Source organism: Arthrobacter sp. 10T425, from assembly GCF_056393985.1.
Genome location: NZ_JBFTGZ010000002.1, coordinates 273,659 through 294,079 on the forward strand (window position 1 = coordinate 273,659; position 20,421 = coordinate 294,079).

A 20,421-nucleotide genomic window follows, 5' to 3' on the forward strand; every position below is an offset into this window, starting at 1 on the left:
GGATGCCCGGGCCCGCCTCCGGGGAAAGCGGGCACATGGATCAGTTGGCACTCATCGTTGGACTTCTGCTGGCTACGGTGGGCGCTGTCGGTCTCGGAGAGAAGCTGCGGCTGCCCTACCCGGTGCTGATGCTGATCCTGGCCGTTGCCCTGACGTTCATCCCCGGCTTCCCGGAGATCCAGATCCCGCCCGAGCTGATCCTGCCCATTTTCCTGCCCCCGCTGCTCTTCGCGACCGCGCAGCGCAGTTCGTGGGCTGTTTTCCGGGTCCGCTGGCGCACGTTGCTGATGCTTGCCGTCGCGCTCGTGGTGGTCTCGACGGCGGTGGTCGCGGGCGCGGCCTGGCTCATGATCCCGGGCATCGGCATACCGGCCGCGATCGCCCTGGGCGCCATGGTGGCCCCGCCCGATCCCGTGGCCGTGGACTCCATCGCCAGCCGGGTCCACATGCCGCGGCGGCTCATCAACGTGCTCCAGAGCGAGGGCTTGTTCAACGACGCCGCCGCCATCGTCATCTTCCAGGCGGCCGTGGCCGCCGCGGTCGCCGGCACCAAGATCGCCTCGGACGTTGTCCTCCAGTTTGTCCTGGGTGCTGCGATCGCGGTGGTTGTGGGGATCGGCATGGGCTGGCTCACGAGCCTGATCACCCGCCTGGTGACCTCCATGGTGGCCCGGAGCGCCGTCACCCTGGTGGTGCCGTTTGCCGCCTACATCCTGGCTGAGGAGGTGCACGCCTCCGGGGTGATCGCCGTCGTCGTCACCGCGCTGGAAATGCAGCGCCACTCCCGGCCCGGGGACGCCGCGGAGAGGGTCACCCGCACCGCGTTCTGGGACGTCGTGGAACTGCTGGTCACCGGCCTGGCGTTCGGGCTGGTGGGGCTGGAAGTACGGCAGGTCATCCACGACGAAGGCAGCGGCGTTTTCGGCATGGTCGGGACGGCCGCGGTGGTGTGCGTCCTGGTGTTCGCCGCACGCTTCGCCTGGCTGGCCATGATGTCCGGCCTCTCCCGGGCGAGGAAGGATGTTCTGCGCCCTACTTCGGCCAAGGACGTGCTGATACTCACGTGGTGCGGCATGCGCGGCCTGGCCACCCTGGCGCTGGCCCTGGCTCTTCCGCTGACCGTTGCGGACGGCACGCCGTTCCCGGCCCGCAGCGAGCTGCTGGTGATCGCTTGCGCCGTGCTGCTGGCCACCCTGGTGCTGCCCGGGCTGACGCTGCCGTGGCTCATGCGGGTCCTGAAGGCGTCCGAGGACGGTTCCGAAGAACGCGACGCCGCCCGCGTGTTGGCAAGCCGGGCGCAACAGGCAGCGATCGCGGCCCTGAAGGACAACGAGCTCATGAAGGAGCTGCCGGCGGATAAGGTGGCGCTCGTGAAGGAGAAAATGACCCGGCTGCACGCCGAGCTGCTGGACGGGAGCCTGCGGAATGAAAGCGCGGGGGAGCAGCGTAAGCGTGGCCGGGAACTGGCGATCGCGGTGCAGACGATCGCCCTCGATGCGGCCCGCCGGGAAGTCGTAGCGGCCCGGAACGAGCCGGGCATGGACCCGGAAGTCGCGGACCGGGTGCTGCGGCAGCTGGACCTGCGCACCATGATCATGCCGGACTAAGGCAACGGATCCGGGTCAGCCCCGCGCGGGGAGGGTCAGCTCCAAGGCATTCGCCTCGACGTAGTCCAGGGCGTGCCGGACCGCGCCCGCCGTGACGATCGCGTCGCCCAGGGGTGAGACTGTCACCCGCGGGGGAGTCGCGGTGAAGCGGGGAAGCAGCGCTGTGATGCCGGGCAGGAGCGCCCCGGCGGACTCGGCGACGGCGCCGCCGATCACCACCTGCTCGGGGTTGATCAGGCTCGCGATCGAGGCGATGACCCGGGCCATGCGCTCCGAAATCCGGTCCAGGATGGCCAGGGCCGCCGGGTCGCCCGCGGCCGCGTCCGCGAAGACGCGCGGCGCACTGGCAGGGCCGCCCGCGGAGGGTCCGCCGCCGGCCGCCGACCACTGCCGCACCAGGGCGGCGATGCCGTCGCTGGAGCCAACACCCTCCACCATGTCCAGATAGCCCATCTCGCCGGCGGCCCCGCCGCGGCCGTGGAGCAGGCGGCCGGATTCCATCACGCCGGCGCCGAGGCGTTCGCCGGCCAGGAGCACCACCAGATCGTCCACGCCCACGCCGGACCCGCGCCAGCGCTCACCGAGCGCAGCCAGGTTGGCGTCGTTCTCCAGGAGCACGGTCCAGCCGTGCAGCTCCTTCAGCGCGGAGCGGAGCCCGACGTCGAACAGGCTCCAAAACCGCTGCGTCACCAGAACGTTGCCGTCGCGGTCCACCGGCGCTGCGATCCCGGCGCCGACGGCCAGGACCCTGCCCGGGTCAGCTCCCGCCGCTTCCAGCGCCTCGCGGCAGGCGAGATCGACGACGCCGATCCGCTCCTGCGCGGGGATGTCCGCCGCACGGAAGCTCCCGCTGGAACGGCCGATCACCGTGCCGCGGAGGTCGGCCACGGCGGCGGTGGTGGTCGCGGCACCAATGTCCAGGCCAAGCACGAAACCCGCTTCCCGGTTGAAGGCAAAGCGCCGGGCCGGCCGGCCCTTCCGCGGACTGGCAGGGTCTGCGGGCTGGTCCTGCTCCACGATCCAGCCCCGGCCGATCAGGTCCTCGCAGACGGCAATCACCGAGGCCCGGGTCAGCCCGGTCAGGGCCATCAGCTCGGTTCCGGTGGCCACATCGGCGCCGCGGATGTGGCGCAGCACGGCCTGGGCGTTGACGCGGCGCAGCAGCTGCGGCGTGGCGGCGGCTGCGTGCGGCATCACTTCTTGACCTCTTCTGTCCCCGGACCCATAATTGTTCAGGCAATATATTTAGCTTGTATCTAAATTACCAGAAGCCCTCCCAGACCCGAAGGAACCTCCTTTGACCAACACCGCCACGCTGGCAACCCTGTCCGGTTCCGATCTCGCCGCCGACCCCAACTGGTGGCGCCAGGCATCGGTGTACCAGATCTACCCGCGGAGCTTTTCGGACTCCAACGGTGACGGCCTGGGCGACATCAAGGGCATCACCGCCAAGGTCCCGTACCTGAAGGAACTCGGGATCGACGCCGTCTGGCTCTCCCCGTTCTACCCCTCGGCGCTCGCCGACGGAGGCTACGACGTCGACGACTACCGCGACGTGGACCCCAAGCTCGGCACCCTGGCGGACTTCGACGAGATGTCCGCCGCGCTGCACGCCGCCGGCATCAAACTCATCGCCGACATCGTCCCCAACCACTCCTCGAACCGGCACGAGTGGTTCCAGGAGGCCCTGGCCTCCCCGCGCGGCTCCGCCGCCCGCGAGCGCTACATCTTCCGCGACGGCCTCGGCGAAAACGGCGAACTCGCGCCGTCGGACTGGGAATCCGTCTTCGGCGGCCCCGCCTGGGAGCGCATCACCGAGCCCGACGGCACGCCCGGGCAGTGGTACATGCACATCTTCGCCAAGGAACAGCCGGACCTGAACTGGGCCAACCGGGAAATCCGCGACGACTTCCTCAAGACGCTCCGCTTCTGGTCCGACCGCGGCGTGGACGGCTTCCGCGTCGACGTCGCCCACGCGCTGACCAAGGACCTCACCGAGCCGCTGATCTCCAAGGTGGAGCTCAGCGCCGCCAACACCGGAACGGACGGCTTCCCGGACGGCTCGCACCCGTTCTGGGACCGCGATGAAGTCCACGAGATCTACGCCGAATGGCGCGAGGTGTTCAACGAGTACAACCCGCCGCGCACCGCCGTCGCCGAGGCCTGGGTGCACGCCACCCGCCGCGCCCGTTACGCCAGCCCGGAGGGCCTGGGCCAGGCGTTCAACTTCGACCTCCTGCAGGCCGACTTCGCCGCAGGCGAGTTCCGCGAAATCATCGCCCGGAACCTCGCCGAGGCCACCGAGTCCGGGGCCTCCTCCACCTGGGTTTTCTCCAACCACGACGTCGTCCGCCACGCCACCCGCTACGGCCTGCCCCAGGGCGGCGGCAAGCACGCCCAGGGCCAGGACGGCAAGGGATGGCTGCTGGCCGGCGCCCCCGTCGAGGAACTCGACGTCGAACTCGGCCTGCGCCGGGCCCGCGCCGCGACCTTGCTGATGCTGGCCCTGCCGGGATCGGCCTACCTGTACCAGGGCGAGGAACTGGGCCTGCAGGAAGTCACGGAGATCCCCGACGCCGAGCGCCAGGACCCCACCTTCTTCCGGAACAAGGGCGTGGAGATCGGCCGCGACGGCTGCCGCGTGCCCCTGCCCTGGGCCCCGGAGGGCACCTCGTTCGGCTTTGGCGCCGGCGGGGCACACCTGCCGCAGCCGGCCTGGTTCAGCCGCTACGCGGTGGCAGCCCAGGACGGCGTGGAAGGGTCCACCCTCGAGCTCTACCGCAAGGCCCTGAAGCTGCGCCGCGAACTGCAGACCTCGGAGGAACTGCAGTGGCAGGAATCCGGCAGCGCCGACGTCCTGCGCTTCAGCCGTCCCGGCGGCTGGCAGACGGTGACCAACTTCGGCGACGCGCCGGTTGACCTGCCGGCCGGCGAGGTGCTGGTCAGCAGCGGCCCGCTGGATGGCGGGCAGCTGCCGGCCAACACCACCGTCTGGCTGCGGTGAGTCCCGCACCGCAGGCTTCGCCCGGCACGCCCGCCGGCGCCGGGAACCTCCCCCAGGAACTCGTCTACGGCTGCATGGGCCTGGGCGGCGACTGGTCGGCCGAGCCGTACTCGTCCGCGCACGTGGACGAGGCGGCCGCGGCCGTCGAAGCCGCCCTGAACGCGGGCATCACACTGTTCGACCACGCGGACATCTACACCAACGGCAAGGCCGAAGCCGTCTTCGGCGAGGTCCTGGCCCGCACCGCCGGGCTGCGGGAGAAAATCCGGCTGCAGACCAAGTGCGGCATCCGGCTCAACGAGCAGGGCCTGGAGGCCTACTACGACCTCAGCCGGGACGGCATCCTGGAGCGGGTCAACGAAAGCCTGGCCCGGCTCCGGACGGACTACGTCGACGTGCTCATGCTGCACCGCCCGGATCCCCTGATGGATCCGGCGGAGGTGGCCTCCGCCGTCGGGCAGCTCATGGCCGAAGGCAAGGTGCGGGCCGTGGGCGTGTCCAACATGTCGGGCCCGCAGATCGAGATGCTGCAGGACCGGCTCGAGGTTCCCGTGGTGGGCAACCAGCTCGAAATGAGCCTGCTGAAACGGGCGTGGCTGGAAAGCACAGTGCTCGTCAACCATGCCGAGGGCACGGACTACAGCTTCCCGCACGGGACCGTCGAGCACTGCGTCCGGAACGGCATCCGTCTGCAGGCATACGGGTCGCTGGCCCGCGGCCTCTACACCGGGGCGCCGGCGGCCGCTCGGACGCCGGCCGAGGAGGCCGCCACCTCCCTCGTGGCCGCCCTGGCCGCCGAGAAGGGGACCACGGGGGAAGCGATCGTGCTCGGCTGGCTCATGAGGCACCCTGCAGGGATTGCGCCCGTGATCGGCACCGCGAACCCGGACCGGATCCTCGCCTGCGCCGGAGCCGCCGAGGCCGCCGCGGCGATGACCCGCGCCGAGTGGTACGGGCTCTGGGTCGCGGCCCGGGGAAGCAACATCCCCTAGCCTGTCCGTCCCACCCAACTGGCCGGCAGCCGAGGCCGTTGGGAGCCCGAAAACGGCTTCTGCTGCCGGCCAGCTGGGTGTGGACGTGATTTTGGTCGTAATGGTCGCCGCTGAGGGCCGGATCGCTTAGCGGCAAGTGCCCCCGGGCGACTAGCGTAGATGCATGACCTCTACCACCACCGCCGAATCACTTCGGCCCCAACGCAACATCCCGGCCGACATCGCCCGCTCCTGGCTGCTGGTTAACGCGATGAAGACCGATCTCTTCGACCAGTCCGCCGTCTCCCGGGCCGATGCGATCATCCTCGACATCGAAGACGCGGTGGACCCCTCGCAGAAGGACGCCGCCCGCGCCAACGTCGTGAACTGGCTGACCGCCGGCGGCAGCGCGTGGGTCCGGATCAACGACGCCACCAGCCCGTTCTGGGCCGACGACCTCGCCGGCCTGCGCGGCACCCCCGGCCTGCTGGGCATCATGCTGGCCAAAACCGAATCGGCCGACCAGGTCACGGAGAGCTTCCACCGGATGGACGGCAAGACCCCGGTGATCCCCTTGGTCGAGTCCGCCGTCGGCATCGAGGAAGCCAACAACATCGCCAAGGCCCAGGGCGCCTTCCGCCTGGCCTTCGGCTCGGGCGACTTCCGCCGCGACACCGGCATGGCGGCCACCGCGGAAGCCATGGCCTACCCCCGCGCCAAGCTCGTTGTGGCCAGCCGCGTGGGCAACCTCCCCGGCCCCATCGACGGCCCCACCGTCGGCACGAACCACCCGATCCTGCGCGAACAGACCGGCATCACGGTGATGATGGGGATGACTGGGAAGCTCTGCCTCGCAATCGACCAGACCCCGGTCATCAACGAGGTCATCAGCCCCACCCCGTCCGACGTCGCCTGGGCCACGGACTTCATGGCCGACTTCGAAGCCAACGGCCGCGTCATCCGGGACGGCTCCGACCTGCCGCGCCTGGGCCGGGCCGAGAAGATCATGAAGCTCGCGGTAGCCTTTGGCGTGCAGCCGGCCCTGTAGCCGCCACACCACTCGAGGAGACCCGTGACCGATACCCGCTATCTGGTGCACGGGGTCTTTTGGGATGCTCCGGCGCCCGGGCCCGCCGCAGCGTCCGGCGGCAGGCCGCCGGCGATGCGCCTGCAGGACCCTGGCGGCGCCCTCACCGCAGTGACGCTCGACGCCGGCACCCGCCTCGGTTTCCGGCTCGCCGCCGCGGGGAAACAGTGCCTTGGGCATCACTTGGTGCACGGACCCGCGGACCGGGACCACGTCCTGTGCCCGGACCGGGCTCCCGCCGCCAGGGGCAGCCAGTGCGGGCGGTGCTTCGTCCTGGATGAATTCCGGCTGATCCATGACTTCCACCGCGGCGGCCGGGTCCCGCCGGGCCTGCGCGCGTACCTGATGCAGCCGCACTGGCTCTACGTCGCCACCTTCGCCAACGGGGCCAGCAAGGTCGGCACCGCGTCCCACCGGCGCAAATGGAACCGGCTCGCCGAGCAGGGCGCCGTCGTCGCCCGGTACGTCGCCCGTGCCGAGGACGGCCGCGTGGTCCGCCTCCTTGAAGACATGATCACGCGCGAGGCCGGGCTGCCGCAGCAGGTCCGCGCTGCCGCCAAGGCCGCTGCGCTGCTCGCCCCGGAAGCCGCCGTCGACCTCGACGCCCTGAACGGACGGCTGGCAGGGGAGGCCCGGACCCTGATTGCCGGTGCCGGCGGGGAGGGCTTCGCGGTGGTGGATGAGCGGTGGGACCGGCCGGAACTCTCCGCGAAGGCCTGCGCCCCGGCCGCCCGGCATGCTTATCCGCACGACCTGGCGGCCGGAGCGCATGGGTTCCGGATCGACGCGCTGAGCGGCAGCATTGCCCTCGCGGCGCTGGATGGCAGCGGACTGGAATTCGTGGTGAACCTGGGCCAGCTCAAGGCCCGGGTGATCGAACTCGGTGACCACGGCTCGGATGTCCCGGCCGTGCAGGAAGCCTTGTTCTGACGCTGGAATTGCCCCGCGGCGCGCAAATTACCGGGCGCGCCCGTATTCCCGCGTCGGCAGGCAATGTGAGTGTCGCCAGGAATTTTGCGGCTCGCGGTGTCGTCCGGCCGTCCCGGTAGACTGGCACGGTGCTGAATGAATTCTGGGCCACCGCGTCAACCGCCTACAAGGTGATCGTCTTCAGCGCCATGGGCCTGATCGCCCTCGGCATCATCCTCAGCGTGGTGGGCAACAGCACCGGCAACCAGCCCCTTGCCCTCGCCTCACTGGCAGTGATCGGACTCGGCCTGGTCCTGCACATTGCCGGGCTTGTGGTCCGCGGCCAGGCGATCCGGAAAAACCTCAAGCGCTAGCGGCCGCGTTCCGCACCACATGGCTCCGGGCATGCTCTACCGCGTCCGGGAGGGATGTGAACAGGTGCTTGTGATGCCGCAGTGAGCGGATGACCCCCACATTGGTCACGAGCTCCAGATGCTGCGGCTGGACCCCCTTCAGCAGGACCGTGACCCCGCGCAGCTCCAGCGCGGAGACCACCTCAACGAGCATGTGGGCGCCCGTGGCGTCCAGCATCCGCAGCTGGGACAGCCGGATGACGGCCACCTGGATGTCCCTGACCTGGCTGATCTCCTGCAGGACCCGCTCCGCTGCACCGAAGAACATGGCCCCGTCCAGCCGGAAGATGGCGATGTGCTCGTCGCCCGGAACAGGCGGCCCCGGGATGTCCTCGCGCCGGACCCCGCTCAGGGAAGCGAATGTCCGCAGCGTGAACACGGCGGCCGCGGCGAGTCCGATCTGGATGGCCACAATGAGGTCGAAGGCGACGGTAATGAGGGCGGTGACCACGAAGACCGCGGCGTCGGCCCGGGTGGAGCGCAGGATCGCCGTCACGGTGTGCCGCGAGACCATGCGGACGGCCGTGACCATGAGGATGCCGGCCAGCGCCGCCAGCGGGATCCTGCCGACAAGCCCCGCCGCCAGGTAGATGATGGCCAGCAGCACCAGGGCGTGCACCACCGCGGAGAGCCGGGTCTTGGCCCCGGAACGGACGTTCACGGCGGTCCGGGCGATCGCGCCCGTGGCGGGCATGCCGCCGAAGAATCCGGCAGCGATCGAGGCCAGCCCCTGGCCGGTGAGCTCCCGGTCCGGGCTGTACGCGCCGGACGGACGGCCGTCGGGGCCGACCATGCCGGCGGCCACCCGGGCCGAGAGCAGGGATTCGATGGCGGCGAGCGTCGCGATGGACACGGCCGGCATCAGCAGGCCTCCCAGCGCGGCCGGATCGACAGAGGGCATCGAGGGCGCCGGCAGGGAGTGCGGAAGCGCGCCGATCCGCGGTATGTCCAGCGCCAGCATCTCCGACGCCGCAGTGGTGAGCAGCACTGCGATCAGGCTCGCGGGCAGGGCCTTGTTCAGCCTGGGCAGCAGGTACATCACGGCCGCGACGCATGCCACCACCGCGAGCGTTTCCAGCACGGTCGGCATGGTGGCCTGCGACGCGCTCTCGACGGCGGCCAGGAGGGTGTTGTGGCCCGGCGTTCCCTCGGTGCCCGTGGCCAAGGGAACCTGCTGGAGGAAAATGATGGCGGCGATGCCGAGCGTGAAACCCTCCACGACCGGCCACGGGATGAACGCGACGGCCCGGCCCAGCCCGCTGGCGCCCAGGACCACGACCAGCAGCCCGGCCAATACAGAGACCAGGGCAATGCTGCCGACGCCGTGGACGGCGACCACCGGGGCCAGGACCACCACCATGGCGCCGGTCGGGCCAGAGACCTGGACGTTGGATCCGCCCATGACGGCGGCGACAAGTCCTGCCACCACTGCGGTGATGAGTCCGGCCTCCGCCCCGACCCCGGAACTGACCCCGAAGGCCAGGGCCAGGGGGAGCGCCACAATGCCAACCGTGATGCCGGCGAACAGGTCCGTCTTCCAGGCGGACCTCAAGAGCTCGTAGTCGCGGCGGGACGGCACAAACCGGGCGAAGCGTCCCCGTGCCGTGGCAGATGTCGTCGCCGGGTCTGCTGCCTGGGCCGCGCTCACGTTGCCGTGGCGTCGAGGTGGCCGGTACTGTCGGCGTCGCCCGCGCGGTCGAGGTGGCCTGCCGGCAGCTCCTGCGCTATCCGGAGCTGTTCGCTGGAACCGGCGAGGGTGTCCAGCAGGAAGACCCGGGCAATCGCGAGCAGCTCCTTGATCTTGGGATGAGTCAGCCGGTAGGTCACGACATTCGCCGTCCGGACCGACGTCACCACACCGTGCCGGCGCAGCGTGCCCAGATGCTGGGACAGGTGCGAGGGCTCCAGCCCCGTCTCGGCGAGCAGGTAACTGACCGGCGCCGTATTGTCCGGCGCGGCCGCCAGAAGCTCGAGGATCCGGATTCGGGCCGGGTGCGCCAGAGCTTTGAACAGGTTGGCCTTGATTTCATACAGGGGGGTCTGCGCGGCGGAGATCATGGCGGGGAAACACTTTCTCGCATCCGTTCGCGGCGCGGTGCGGCGGCGCCCTCGGCGATTCGGATTGATGGATTGATGTTTTCATCATATCGCGCCGGTCAAGACCCGCCGGAGCGCCCGTCTGTGCCCGTCCGGTTCCCGGCGCGCACCTTGTCACGAAGCCGGACGGCTCCGGGCGTGGCGATAGGCTGGAACCATGACTATCAATCCGGACCTGCAGGGGCGCAGCTACCCTGCCGCAGAGGTGTATGACGTCGGCCGCGAGAAGATCCGCGAGTTCGCGCGCGCGGTCAAAGCCACCCACCCTGCCCACTTCGATGTTGCCGCCGCCGAGGCGCTGGGTCACAGGGACCTCGTGGCGCCGCCGACCTTCGCCATTATCGTCGCGCAGCGAGCCGACGCGCAGCTGATCGAGGATCCGGAATCCGGGATCGACTTCTCCCGCGTGGTCCACGCCGACCAGCGGTTCACGCACCACCGCCCGATCATCGCGGGGGACCGGTTGGTCGCCGAACTGCACGTCGACGGCGTCCGCGCCATGGGCGGCGGAGCCATGATCACCACCCGCTCGGAAATCTTCGCGCTGGCCCCCGGCGATGCCACCGATGCCACCGGTGTCCGGGAGCCGGTCGCCACCACCACCTCGTCCATCCTGGTCCGCGGAGAGGGACAGTAGCCATGAGCATCGACATCGCAGCACTCACGGTCGGCCAGGACATTGGCAGCCGCAGCATTACCGTCACCCGCACCGACCTCGTCAAGTACGCCGGCGCATCCGGTGACTTCAACCCGATCCACTGGAACGAGGCCTTCGCCACCGGCGTCGGCCTGCCGGGCGTGATCGCGCACGGCATGTTCACCATGGGTGCGGCCGTCCAGCTCGTGACCGACTGGGCCGGCGATCCCGCCGCCGTCGTCGACTTCCAGACCCGCTTTACGAAGCCGGTTCCCGTCGCCGACACGACGGGGACACCGGAGTCCGGTGCCGTGATCGAGATCAGTGGGGCCATCGGGGCCCTCGACGCCGACGCCGGCACCGCCCGCGTCGACCTCACGGTCGTCTCGGCCGCCCAGAAGGTCCTCGTCAAGGCCCAGGCCGTCGTCAGGGTGGCCTAGCCCATGGCGTTGCTGTGAATCTGGCTGCTGTGACCAAGGAAGTCTTCGTCCCGCCCGCCGAGATCACGCACTGGCGAAACGCCGTGGTGGTGGCCTACGCCGCGAGCGGAATCGCATTCTCCACCTGGGTGTCCCGGCTGCCGGCCATCCGCGACGGTCTGGACCTGACCCCGGGCACGATCGGGCTGCTCCTGCTCTGCATGACGGCGGGATCCTTCGTGTCCGTGTCCGCCTCGGGCCTGATTGTTCTTCGCCTTGGCTCCAAGCGCACCATCCGGATCGGCAGCATCATGGTCGGATTCGGGCTGGCGCTGGCAGGCTTCGGCACCTCGGTGCTCGCCAGCCCGGTGGCGGTTGCCGCGGGTCTGGCAATCATCGGGCTGGGCACCGCCAGCTGGAACACCGCGTCCAACGTCGAAGGGGCGGCGGTGGAACGCGCCGTCCGGCGGCACATCATGCCCCGGCTGCACGGCTCCTTCAGCCTGGGCACTGTTGCGGGCGCCGGGCTGGGCGCCTGGGCTGCCGCCGCCGGGATCCCCGTCTTCCTGCACCTGGCCGTGGTGGGCCTGCTGGTGGCCGGCTCGGTGACCACCGCGGCGGCCTGGTTCCGGGCGGACATCACGCCCCTCGAGGCAGAGCGGCCCTTCAAGGCGTCCGGGACAGACACCTTCGAGGATCCTTCTACCGGTCCCATCCCGATCGTCCGGCAGGCGGACGCGGTCCCGGAGCCGCCGCTGGACAACAAACGCCTCATTGCCCAGGCCTGGCGTGACAGGCGCACCCTGCTGCTGGGCGTGCTGGTCCTCGGGCTGGCCCTGGCCGAAGGAGCGGCGGGGGACTGGGTGGCGCTGGCGCTGGCCGACGGCCACGGCCAAACCGACGCCGCCGGAGCTGCCGGGTACGGGCTGTTCGTCACCTTCATGACCATCGGCCGCTTCGCCGGCACCCTGGTCCTGGACCGCTTCGGCCGGGTCCCGGTGATGCGCTGGTGCGCCGCGCTGGCGGTTCTGGGCCTCGGCCTGTTCGTCTTCGCCCCGGTACCGTGGCTGGCCTACGTGGCCCTGGCCATCTGGGGACTCGGCGCGTCCCTGGGCTTCCCGGTCGGCATGTCCGCCGCGGCCGACGATCCCGTCAAGGCCGCCGCGCGGGTGTCCGTGGTGTCCACGATCGGCTACGGAGCGTTCCTGTGCGGGCCGCCGCTGCTGGGTCTGCTGGCCGAGCACGTCGGCATTCTCCACTCGCTGCTGGGCGTCATGGTGATGCTGATCGTCAGTTTCCTGCTCTCCCCGGTGGCCCGCAAACTCCCCGCGCCCGTGCCCGCGCCGGGACGTTACAGCTAGCCAGGTGCGGCCAGTACCGGCTTAGCCGGGCGGATGATCCCGGCTAGGCTGGTCAGGTGACCCAGATCCAGCTCTCCGCCCTGACCACCTCCGCCGTCGGCGGCCCCGCCGGCAGCTATATCGAGGCCCGCACCGAGGCCGCGATCATCGACGCCGTGCGCACCGCGGACGCCGCCGGCCAGTCCCTGCTGATCATCGGCGGCGGCTCCAACCTGTTGGTGTCCGACGCCGGGTTCCCCGGCACGGTGCTGAAGATCGCCTCGGAGGGGTTCACCGTCGACGCCGAGGACTCCTGCGGCGGCGTGGCGGTGGTGGTCCAGGCCGGCCACAACTGGGACGCCTTCGTTGAACACGCCGTGAAGCATGCCTGGTCCGGCGTCGAAGCACTCTCCGGGATCCCCGGTGCCACGGGCGCCACCCCCGTGCAGAACGTCGGCGCCTACGGGGCCGACGTCTCCCAGACGATCGCCGTCGTGCGCACCTGGGACCGGGAACGCAACGCGGTGAAGACCTTCACGAATTCCGAACTCAAGTTCGGCTACCGGGACTCCATCCTTAAGCAGACCACCGTCAACGGCTCACCGCGCTATGTGGTGCTCACCGTGGAGTTCCAGCTCCCGCTCGGCCGGAAGAGCGCCCCGGTCCGCTACGCCGAACTCGCCCGGGTGCTCGGCGTCGAGCAGGGCCAGCGCGCCTACTCCACCGACGTCCGGCGCGAGGTGCTGCGGCTCCGGGCGTCCAAGGGCATGGTCTGGGACGCGGACGACCGTGACACCTACTCCACGGGATCCTTTTTCACGAACCCGATCGTGGCCGAGGACGTCGCGGCACGGCTGCCGCAGGAGGCCCCGCGGTACCCCGCCGGTGCGGACGGGCTGACCAAGCTCTCGGCGGCGTGGCTGATCGACCAGGCCGGGTTCGCCAAGGGCTTCGGCCTGGACCCGGACAGCGTCTCGGGCGGCCGGGCCTCGCTGTCCACCAAGCACACCCTTGCCATCACCAACCGGGGAGGGGCGAGCGCGGCGGACATGCTGGCCGTCGCGCGCGAGGTCCGCCACGGCGTCGTCGAACGTTTCGGCATTGAACTGCACCCGGAGCCGCTGCTGATCGGCGTCGATCTTTAGGTAAAGTCCGGCCCCAGGAAAAGGGCCGCTGCCCGGGCAAGGCCGGGCAGCGCCGGCCGGGCGCCGCCGCGCCCCGGCTACGGTTCCGTGTGGCGGGGTGCCACCTTGCTGAAAAGCATGAAGGTGAAACCGGAGGCCGCGGCCCCGAGCAGGAAGACCTGGCAGAACGCCACGGACTGGACGCTGGGCCCGCTTTGCAGCACCAGTCCGGCGCACGCAAACGCCACGGCGCCGGCGAGGAACGCCAGGGAGCCGAGCAGGAAGGCCTGTACGGTGGCCGGAAATTCGCCGCCATAGTCGAGCTGGAGCTCCCGGCCCCGCGGGGCGACGCTTCCGTGCTTCACGGCCGCCTGCACCCGTGCCTGAGGCTGTGACTGAGACCGTGACTGAGACCGTGACCGTGCCCGCGGCTGCAACGCCGCGGCCGTGACGAAGCTGGCCACGGACACCGCCATGGACGAGGCGGCCACCAGCTGCAGGGTGCTCATCATGGGCGAGAGCCGGGTACCGCTGGCGATGGCGACGGCGAGCCCGGCAGCCATGCCGGCGGCGCTGGACGCCCAGCCCAGCAGGGCCAGCTTCCGGCACAGGGGCCGCAGCAGCGGCCACACCTCACTCATAGTCATGATTCAAGGGTAGGGAAGCCTGCTGGATGGCGGCTGGGAACAGCCGGGCAACAACCCGACAGGCAGCACACGCGACTTACCATGGTTCCATGGCAGCAGTGACGGGCGTCCGCCGGCTTGGCCCCGGAATCATCGGCAGGCTGCGGCTCGCCGCCCAGGGACTGCTGGGACCGGGGTTTCAGTCCGTCCCCGACGCCGTCCGCGGCATGACTGCGATGCAGGCTCAGGATCTGCAGGCCGTGCTCTGGGCCGTCGGCCAGCGCGTGCCGGGTTCCCGCGCCGAAGACGTACGCGGGGCGCTGGACCGGGCGGAGATCGTCCGTTCCTGGCCAATGCGCGGCACCTTGCACGTGCTGGCGCCCGAGGACTTGAAATGGATGCTGGCCATCACCTCCGACCGGCTGATCCAGGGCCTGGCCCGGCGCCACCGGGAGCTCGAGATCACGGCCGCGGACGTCGACGCCGCCGCGGCAACTGCCCTGCAGCTGGTCTCCGGAGGAGCTGCCAGCCGGGCGGAGCTGTTCCAGGCCTTCGAGCGGGCGGGCCAGTCCACGGCGGGCCAGCGCGGCATCCATCTGCTCGGGATCCTGTGCCAGCGGGGGTTGCTGGTGCAGGGTCCGCTGGCCGGCAACCAGCAGCTGGTCGTGGCCTTCGGCGACTGGATCACCGAGTCGCGGACCCTGGACCGTTCCGACGGCATCGCCGAGTGGCTGCTGCGCTACCTTCGCAGTCACGGCCCCGCCACGGAACGTGATTTTGCCTGGTGGGCCGGCATTCCGCTGACGGAAACCCGGGCCGCCCTGGCCCGGGTGTCGGACCGGCTGGCGGAACTGGAGTTTGAGGGGACCAGCTACTGGCTCTCTGCAGAGACAGCCGCGCTGCTCGACGACGGCGTCCCCGGTCAGCGCACGGTGCTGGCGCTGCCGGGGTTCGACGAATTCCTGCTCGGCTACGCGGACCGGTCCCTCGTGCTGCCGCCGGAGCACGCCGACAAGATCGTCCCCGGCGGCAACGGCGTGTTCAAGAAGACCATTGTGGCCGGCGGCGGCGTGATCGGCACCTGGGCCGGGCCGCCGGGCCGCAGGGGAGCCGGCGTCGTGCCTGAACCCTTCGACGCCGTTAACGGGCTGCGGCCTGCAGCCCAAAAGTCTTTTGGGCTGCAGGCCGCGAAATACCGCAGATTCCTTGGCGCCTGAACAGGCGCCGGAACAGGTGCCTGAAGGGGTGTCTGAACGTATGCCTGTAGGGTGTCCCGGACGGGCTCCTACAGGTTTCCGGTGGCGATGCGGAGCATGCGCCGCAGCGGCTCCGCGGCGCCCCACAGCAGCTGGTCGCCCACCGTGAACGCGCTGATGTACTGCGGACCCATCTCGAGCTTGCGGATCCGGCCCACCGGAATGTCCAGGGTGCCGGACGCCGCCACGGGCGTGAGCTCGGCCATTGAGGCTTCCTTGGTGTTTGGCACCACGCGGGCCCACTGGTTGTCCGCGTCCACGAGCTTCTCGATCTCGGCGATCGGGAGGTCCTCGCGCAGCTTCAGTGTCAGGGCCTGGGAGTGGGAGCGCATCGCACCGATCCGGATGCACAGGCCGTCCATGACGACGCGGTTCGCGGCGGAGGTGCCAAGGATCTTGTTCGTCTCCACCCCGGCCTTCCATTCCTCCTTGGACTGGCCGTTGCCGAGGTCCGCGTCGATCCAGGGGATCAGCGAACCGGCCAGCGGAACGCCGAACTGTGTGGCGTCGATGCCGGCGCGCTGGTGTGCCAGGACCTTGCGGTCGATCTCGAGGATCGCCGACGCCGGGTCGTCCAGTTCGGTGCTGACCTCGGCGTTGAGGCTGCCGAACTGGTTCAGCAGTTCACGCATGTGGCGCGCCCCGCCGCCGGAGGCCGCCTGGTACGTCATGGACGTGCCCCATTCGACCAGGTCGTTCTTGAAGAGCCCGCCCAGGCCCATCAGCATGCAGGACACGGTGCAGTTGCCGCCGACGAAGTCCTTCACCCCGCCGGAGAGGCCGGCGTCGATGACGTCCCGGTTGATGGGGTCCAGCACGATGATGGAATCCTCATTCATGCGCAGCGTGGAGGCGGCATCGATCCAGAGGCCGTCCCAGCCGCGGCTGCGGAGCTCGCCGTGGACCTGCTTGGTGTAGTCCCCGCCCTGGGCGGTGACAATAATGGGCAGCTTCGCCAGGGTCTCGAGGTCGAACGCGTCCTCAAGCTTGCCGGCGGCGCCCGCAGCGGCGCCGGCCAGGGCCGGGGCGGCACCGCCCGCGTTCGAGGTGGAGAAGAAGACCGGGTTGATGTTGGCGAAGTCGCCCTCATCCTGCATGCGCTGCATGAGGACGGAACCGACCATGCCACGCCAACCAACCAGGCCGACGGACGGGGTAGCTGCTGTAGTCATGGGCCCAGTTTAGACTTCACGGCCCGCCCGGCGCAGTCGGTTACGTCACGCGTTATAGTCGCCGCGGGGCTCTTCCAGCAGCGCCGCCTTGCGCCGGCGCAGCGCGAAAACCGCCCCGAACGTGAAGACCTGGGTCACCACCACCAGCACGATCGCCCCGAGGATCTTGTTGCCGCCCAGGATCATGGTCAGCCCCACGACCGCGGAGAGCAGTGCGAGCAGGGGCAGGAGCATGTACCCCAGGACAAAGAGTGTCTCGGGCTTCCGGAGCATTACTTGGCCTCCGTCCGGCGCCACAGCGTGATCCGGTAGCGGGTGCCGTTGGCGGAGGTCAGCCAGCCGTTGGCCGGGAGGCTGGCCGAGACGGTCCAGTCGTAGCCGAGTTCCGGAGCGAAGGTGTCCCCTTCGGCGCTGGTGTCGATGGTGGTGACGACGGCGACGTCGGCAAGGTCCAGGGACTGGGCAAAGATTTCGCCGCCGCCGATGATCCACACGGTCTCATGGCCGGCCACGAACTGGGATTCAAGCAAGGCGTCATCGAGCGACGCGACCGCGACGGCGCCTTCCGCGCCCGGGGTGTCCCGCCAGGCGGCCTGGCGGGTGATGACGATGTTCGTCCGGCCGGGCAGGGGGCGGTACTTGTCCGGGAAGGATTCCCAGGTCTTGCGTCCCATGATGACCGGGTGGCCGGTGGTGAGGCGGCTGAAGTGCGACATGTCCTCGGGCAGGTGCCACGGCATGTCGCCGGCCTTGCCGATCACCCCGGTGCTGGTCTGGGCCCAGACGAGCCCGAGGCCAGTGGTGGACGCTCGGAGTTGTTCCGTGAAATCGCCGGGCTGCATGCCCGCGGTGTTGTCGTTGCTCATACGGCTATCGGGGCCTTAATCGTCGGGTGGTGCTGGTAGCCGACCACCTCGAAGTCCTCGAGGGTGTAGTCGAAGATGGAGTCCGGCTTGCGGGTGATGTTCAGCTGGGGGTAGTCGTAGGGCTCGCGGGCGAGCTGCTTGAGGACCTGGTCCATGTGGTTGTCGTAGATGTGGACATCCCCGCCGGTCCAGACGAATTCGCCCGGTTCCAGGCCGGTCTGCTGCGCGATCATGCGTGTCAGCAGGGCGTAGGACGCGATGTTGAAGGGCACGCCCAGGAAGGTGTCCGCCGACCGCTGGTACAGCTGGCACGAAAGCTTGCCGTCCGCCACGTAGAACTGGAAGAACGCGTGGCACGGGGGCAGGGCCATGTCCTTGAGTTCGGAGACGTTCCAGGCCGAGACGATGTGCCGGCGCGAATCCGGGTTGGACTTCAGGTTCTCGATGAGCTCGGCGATTTGGTCGATGTGCCCGCCGTCGGGCGTGGGCCAGGAACGCCACTGGACCCCGTAAACGGGACCGAGTTCGCCGTCGGCGTCGGCCCATTCGTCCCAGATGGTGACGCCCTGGTCCTGCATCCATTTGACGTTTGTGTCGCCGCGCAGGAACCAGAGCAGCTCCACCGCCACGGACTTGAAATGCACCCGCTTGGTGGTGATCAGCGGGAAGCTCTTGCTCAAGTCAAAGCGGAGCTGGCGGCCAAAAACGCTCAGGGTGCCGGTGCCGGTGCGGTCCGATTTGTGCGTGCCGTGCTCGAGGACGTCGCGCAGGAGGTCTTCATAGGGCGTAGGGATGCTCACCGTTCCAGTCTACTGAGAACTCGCCGGCTCTCCTTATTTGTGTGACCCTCCCTGCCTCGCCCGCAGGATCGCCAGCAGTGCCGCGTCGTCGAGCCCGGCAGTGCGGCCTTCCGCAATGCAGCGGTCGACGGCGGCGATCACCTCCACCGGGACCGTGCCCGGCGGAGGTGCGGGCGGGGTCAGGATCGGCTGGCTGCCGGCGACCACCGTGCCGTTGCGCCGCCGGGTTTCGACCAGTCCGGCCAGTTCGAGTTCCTTGTAGGCCCGCGCGACTGTCCCGGCCGCGAGGCCCAAGTCCGACGCGAGGCTGCGGACGGTCGGCAGCCGGGTTCCCGCGGCCAGCGTCCCGACGCTGATGAGGGAGGCGATCTGCGTCCGGATCTGCTCGAAAGGGGGAACTGGCGAACGCAGGTTGATGGCGATGCCCGCCGTCACGCGGCGACTTCCTTCCGCGGCAGGGGAGCGGGGGTCTTCCGGGCCAGGCCGCCCACGGGGATGACGGCGATGACCACGGCACTGGCGGCCAGGACAGCGCCGGCCAGGGTCGCCGGCCACCATGATCCGGCGGCCGGATCGACGGCGTCGCCGAACGCGTCCGGCCCGAACACCGCCGCCCAGGCATTGGTCTGGGTCAGCAGCAGGACACCGGCCTGGGCCGTGAGGGTTGCTGCGAGGGTCCGCACGACGCGGTGGACAGTGATGGCGCGCAGCGCGGCGTCCAGACCGCGCGGGGCGTCGCGGACGCCCTGGCGGAACCGGGCCCGGAGGAACGCCGGCAGGGCGGCAACGCAGGTCCCGGTGGTGAGTAGTGCAACCGGAACCCAGCCGGGATCTTCGGCCAGCAGGGCCTGTCCCGCGGCGGTGACGGCGAGGGCTGCCAGGAAGACCAGCAGCGCCAGGACCGCCGTGGTCAGCAGGGCGGGGCTGACCGGCTGCCGGGGCCAGGTGCGCGGCGCCTCCGGCGTTCCGTAGTTGCGTTGCAGGACCAGCTCGCCTCCGGCGATGACCAGCAGGACGCAGGTGCCCATCACGGCCACGAGTCCCGCAAGTCCGTAGCCGGCGGCCGCCATGATCACGGGGGCGAGGAAGGCTCCGGCGACCAGCGGCACGGCAGCCGCGAGGCCCAGGAGCGCTCCAAGTGAGGAAACCAGCCTGGCGGCCGGGTGCTGGCGGCCGGCGGCGATCCCTGATTCCGGCCTGTTCCGGACGCCCAGCCCGGCGGAAGCAAGCCGAGGCGGCCGCCACCACCACATCACGAGCAGGACCACGGTCGCCGCGAGGCCGGCGAAGTTCGTCCACGATCCCGTTTGCTGGGCCGGATCAGGACGGGCCGCGAAGTTCCCCGCGATGACCGCCAAGCCGGCAGCCACTGTGGACACTGTGCGCAGCAGCCGGTTCATCGCGATGGTCCGCAGTACAGCGTTGTCCGCCGCGTCAAGGGCCTCCAACTGCCGGCGGCGGGCGATCAGCCACAAAACCAGCCACGTGCCGACGGCCAGCACCAGCAGGGCGCCGCCGAGCCAGGCGGCCACCTCCGGTCCGGGGATACGGCCGTCGCCGCCGCTGTTGTAGTAGCCGTACGCGCCGTCGCTGACCGTAGTGGGAGCCACGGCCGCGAACCCGGGCAGCGTGGCAGTCCGGGCGATGGCCGCGGCAGCCGAGACGAAGATCGCAGCCGTGGTCAATGCCAGCCTGCGGGGCAGGAAGTCTTTGATGCGCCGCACGGACAGCACGGCCTGCCGCCGCATTCGCCGCGGACCCGGGTAGGTGACCTGTCCCAGGGCATGCACGCCCAGGCAGCCCAGGACCGGCCATGCCAGCGCCGGGATGATCGAGTCGGCGCCCACCACGGCGGACGCTGACGGATTGGCCGGGATGATACCCAGGGTCATGGCGCCCTGGAGTGAGCTCGCGAGCCAGCCAATCACACCTACCCACAGCCCGTGCTCCGATACTGTCTGCGGCGACGTTCCGGTCCCGGGAGCCCAGATCACCCACCGCAGGACGGCATACACCAGCAGGGCGGCGATCGCCGGGCCGAGCAACAGCATCGGCGGCACGTTCAACAGGACCGGCACGGAATCCCCCAAGAT

The 20,421-nt window shown here is 69.9% G+C and carries 21 protein-coding genes; 11 read left to right on the forward strand and 10 right to left on the reverse strand.

Annotated features, from left to right (window positions below; all coding sequences use genetic code 11):
- Positions 1-35 precede the first annotated feature (35 nt).
- Positions 36-1,607, forward strand: a complete 1,572-nt coding sequence (locus tag AC1DDH_RS03550; RefSeq protein ID WP_028276506.1) for a Na+/H+ antiporter — start codon at positions 36-38, stop codon at positions 1,605-1,607.
- A gap of 15 nt (positions 1,608-1,622) precedes the next feature.
- On the opposite strand, the gene AC1DDH_RS03555 is transcribed toward AC1DDH_RS03550, so the two are convergent.
- Complete coding sequence (locus AC1DDH_RS03555; RefSeq protein ID WP_476954863.1) at positions 1,623-2,801, reverse strand: ROK family transcriptional regulator; 1,179 nt, start codon at positions 2,799-2,801, stop codon at positions 1,623-1,625.
- Positions 2,802-2,904: 103 nt separating this feature from the next.
- Between AC1DDH_RS03555 and AC1DDH_RS03560 the strand changes: the two genes are divergently transcribed.
- From AC1DDH_RS03560 to AC1DDH_RS03580, 5 genes are all read left to right on the forward strand, one after another.
- Positions 2,905-4,611: a glycoside hydrolase family 13 protein gene (locus AC1DDH_RS03560; RefSeq protein WP_476851335.1), complete on the forward strand. Its 1,707-nt coding sequence runs from the start codon at positions 2,905-2,907 to the stop codon at positions 4,609-4,611.
- Positions 4,608-5,603 (forward strand): aldo/keto reductase, encoded by a 996-nt coding sequence (locus AC1DDH_RS03565; protein WP_476859388.1) that lies wholly within the window; start codon positions 4,608-4,610, stop codon positions 5,601-5,603. The genes AC1DDH_RS03560 and AC1DDH_RS03565 overlap by 4 nt, the downstream gene beginning before the upstream one ends.
- A gap of 163 nt (positions 5,604-5,766) precedes the next feature.
- The gene (locus AC1DDH_RS03570) at positions 5,767-6,630 is read left to right on the forward strand and encodes an HpcH/HpaI aldolase/citrate lyase family protein (RefSeq protein WP_223913776.1); all 864 of its coding nucleotides are present in this window, start codon (positions 5,767-5,769) and stop codon (positions 6,628-6,630) included.
- Between the two features lie 24 nt (positions 6,631-6,654).
- Complete coding sequence (locus tag AC1DDH_RS03575; RefSeq protein WP_476954864.1) at positions 6,655-7,599, forward strand: DUF2797 domain-containing protein; 945 nt, start codon at positions 6,655-6,657, stop codon at positions 7,597-7,599.
- Between the two features lie 128 nt (positions 7,600-7,727).
- Positions 7,728-7,952: a DUF3188 domain-containing protein gene (locus tag AC1DDH_RS03580; protein ID WP_476855665.1), complete on the forward strand. Its 225-nt coding sequence runs from the start codon at positions 7,728-7,730 to the stop codon at positions 7,950-7,952.
- Here the strand turns inward: AC1DDH_RS03580 and AC1DDH_RS03585 are convergent.
- On the reverse strand, positions 7,942-9,639 hold the full coding sequence (locus AC1DDH_RS03585; RefSeq protein ID WP_243181115.1) for a SulP family inorganic anion transporter: 1,698 nt from the start codon (positions 9,637-9,639) through the stop codon (positions 7,942-7,944). The genes AC1DDH_RS03580 and AC1DDH_RS03585 overlap by 11 nt on opposite strands.
- Positions 9,636-10,049, reverse strand: coding sequence for an ArsR/SmtB family transcription factor (locus AC1DDH_RS03590; RefSeq protein ID WP_476954865.1), 414 nt, complete (start codon positions 10,047-10,049; stop codon positions 9,636-9,638). The genes AC1DDH_RS03585 and AC1DDH_RS03590 overlap by 4 nt, the downstream gene beginning before the upstream one ends.
- 196 nt (positions 10,050-10,245) lie before the next feature.
- On the opposite strand from AC1DDH_RS03590, the gene AC1DDH_RS03595 reads away from it, so the two are divergent.
- The 4 genes from AC1DDH_RS03595 to AC1DDH_RS03610 are packed head-to-tail and all read left to right on the forward strand — an operon-like array spanning position 10,246 to position 13,629.
- Positions 10,246-10,725 (forward strand): FAS1-like dehydratase domain-containing protein, encoded by a 480-nt coding sequence (locus AC1DDH_RS03595; RefSeq protein WP_476859391.1) that lies wholly within the window; start codon positions 10,246-10,248, stop codon positions 10,723-10,725.
- Positions 10,726-10,727: 2 nt separating this feature from the next.
- Positions 10,728-11,165 carry a MaoC family dehydratase gene (locus AC1DDH_RS03600; protein WP_243181112.1) on the forward strand — a complete coding sequence of 146 codons (438 nt, stop codon included), beginning with the start codon at positions 10,728-10,730 and terminating at the stop codon, positions 11,163-11,165.
- Between the two features lie 14 nt (positions 11,166-11,179).
- Positions 11,180-12,505: an MFS transporter gene (locus AC1DDH_RS03605; RefSeq protein ID WP_476954866.1), complete on the forward strand. Its 1,326-nt coding sequence runs from the start codon at positions 11,180-11,182 to the stop codon at positions 12,503-12,505.
- Between the two features lie 56 nt (positions 12,506-12,561).
- Entirely contained in the window at positions 12,562-13,629 is a 1,068-nt protein-coding gene (locus tag AC1DDH_RS03610) for a UDP-N-acetylmuramate dehydrogenase (protein WP_476872981.1), read from the forward strand.
- 77 nt (positions 13,630-13,706) lie between these two features.
- On the opposite strand, the gene AC1DDH_RS03615 is transcribed toward AC1DDH_RS03610, so the two are convergent.
- Entirely contained in the window at positions 13,707-14,255 is a 549-nt protein-coding gene (locus AC1DDH_RS03615) for a hypothetical protein (RefSeq protein ID WP_476954867.1), read from the reverse strand.
- Between the two features lie 89 nt (positions 14,256-14,344).
- Between AC1DDH_RS03615 and AC1DDH_RS03620 the strand changes: the two genes are divergently transcribed.
- On the forward strand, positions 14,345-15,451 hold the full coding sequence (locus AC1DDH_RS03620; protein WP_476954868.1) for a winged helix DNA-binding domain-containing protein: 1,107 nt from the start codon (positions 14,345-14,347) through the stop codon (positions 15,449-15,451).
- A gap of 68 nt (positions 15,452-15,519) precedes the next feature.
- On the opposite strand, the gene asd is transcribed toward AC1DDH_RS03620, so the two are convergent.
- From asd to AC1DDH_RS03650, 6 genes are read right to left on the reverse strand one after another with little or no spacing between them, the layout of a single operon-like run.
- Entirely contained in the window at positions 15,520-16,662 is a 1,143-nt protein-coding gene (gene asd, locus AC1DDH_RS03625) for an aspartate-semialdehyde dehydrogenase (RefSeq protein ID WP_476947178.1), read from the reverse strand.
- A 45-nt stretch (positions 16,663-16,707) separates the two neighbouring features.
- Positions 16,708-16,935: an NF038396 family protein gene (locus AC1DDH_RS03630; RefSeq protein ID WP_028276519.1), complete on the reverse strand. Its 228-nt coding sequence runs from the start codon at positions 16,933-16,935 to the stop codon at positions 16,708-16,710.
- On the reverse strand, positions 16,935-17,528 hold the full coding sequence (locus AC1DDH_RS03635; protein WP_476954869.1) for a dihydrofolate reductase: 594 nt from the start codon (positions 17,526-17,528) through the stop codon (positions 16,935-16,937). The genes AC1DDH_RS03630 and AC1DDH_RS03635 overlap by 1 nt, the downstream gene beginning before the upstream one ends.
- The gene (locus AC1DDH_RS03640; RefSeq protein WP_079550143.1) at positions 17,525-18,328 is read right to left on the reverse strand and encodes a thymidylate synthase; all 804 of its coding nucleotides are present in this window, start codon (positions 18,326-18,328) and stop codon (positions 17,525-17,527) included. The genes AC1DDH_RS03635 and AC1DDH_RS03640 overlap by 4 nt, the downstream gene beginning before the upstream one ends.
- A gap of 33 nt (positions 18,329-18,361) precedes the next feature.
- Complete coding sequence (locus AC1DDH_RS03645) at positions 18,362-18,763, reverse strand: GntR family transcriptional regulator (protein WP_476855674.1); 402 nt, start codon at positions 18,761-18,763, stop codon at positions 18,362-18,364.
- The gene (locus AC1DDH_RS03650) at positions 18,760-20,406 is read right to left on the reverse strand and encodes a hypothetical protein (protein ID WP_476954870.1); all 1,647 of its coding nucleotides are present in this window, start codon (positions 20,404-20,406) and stop codon (positions 18,760-18,762) included. Before AC1DDH_RS03650 ends, AC1DDH_RS03645 begins: the two co-directional genes overlap by 4 nt.
- Between the last annotated feature and the right edge of the window lie 15 nt (positions 20,407-20,421).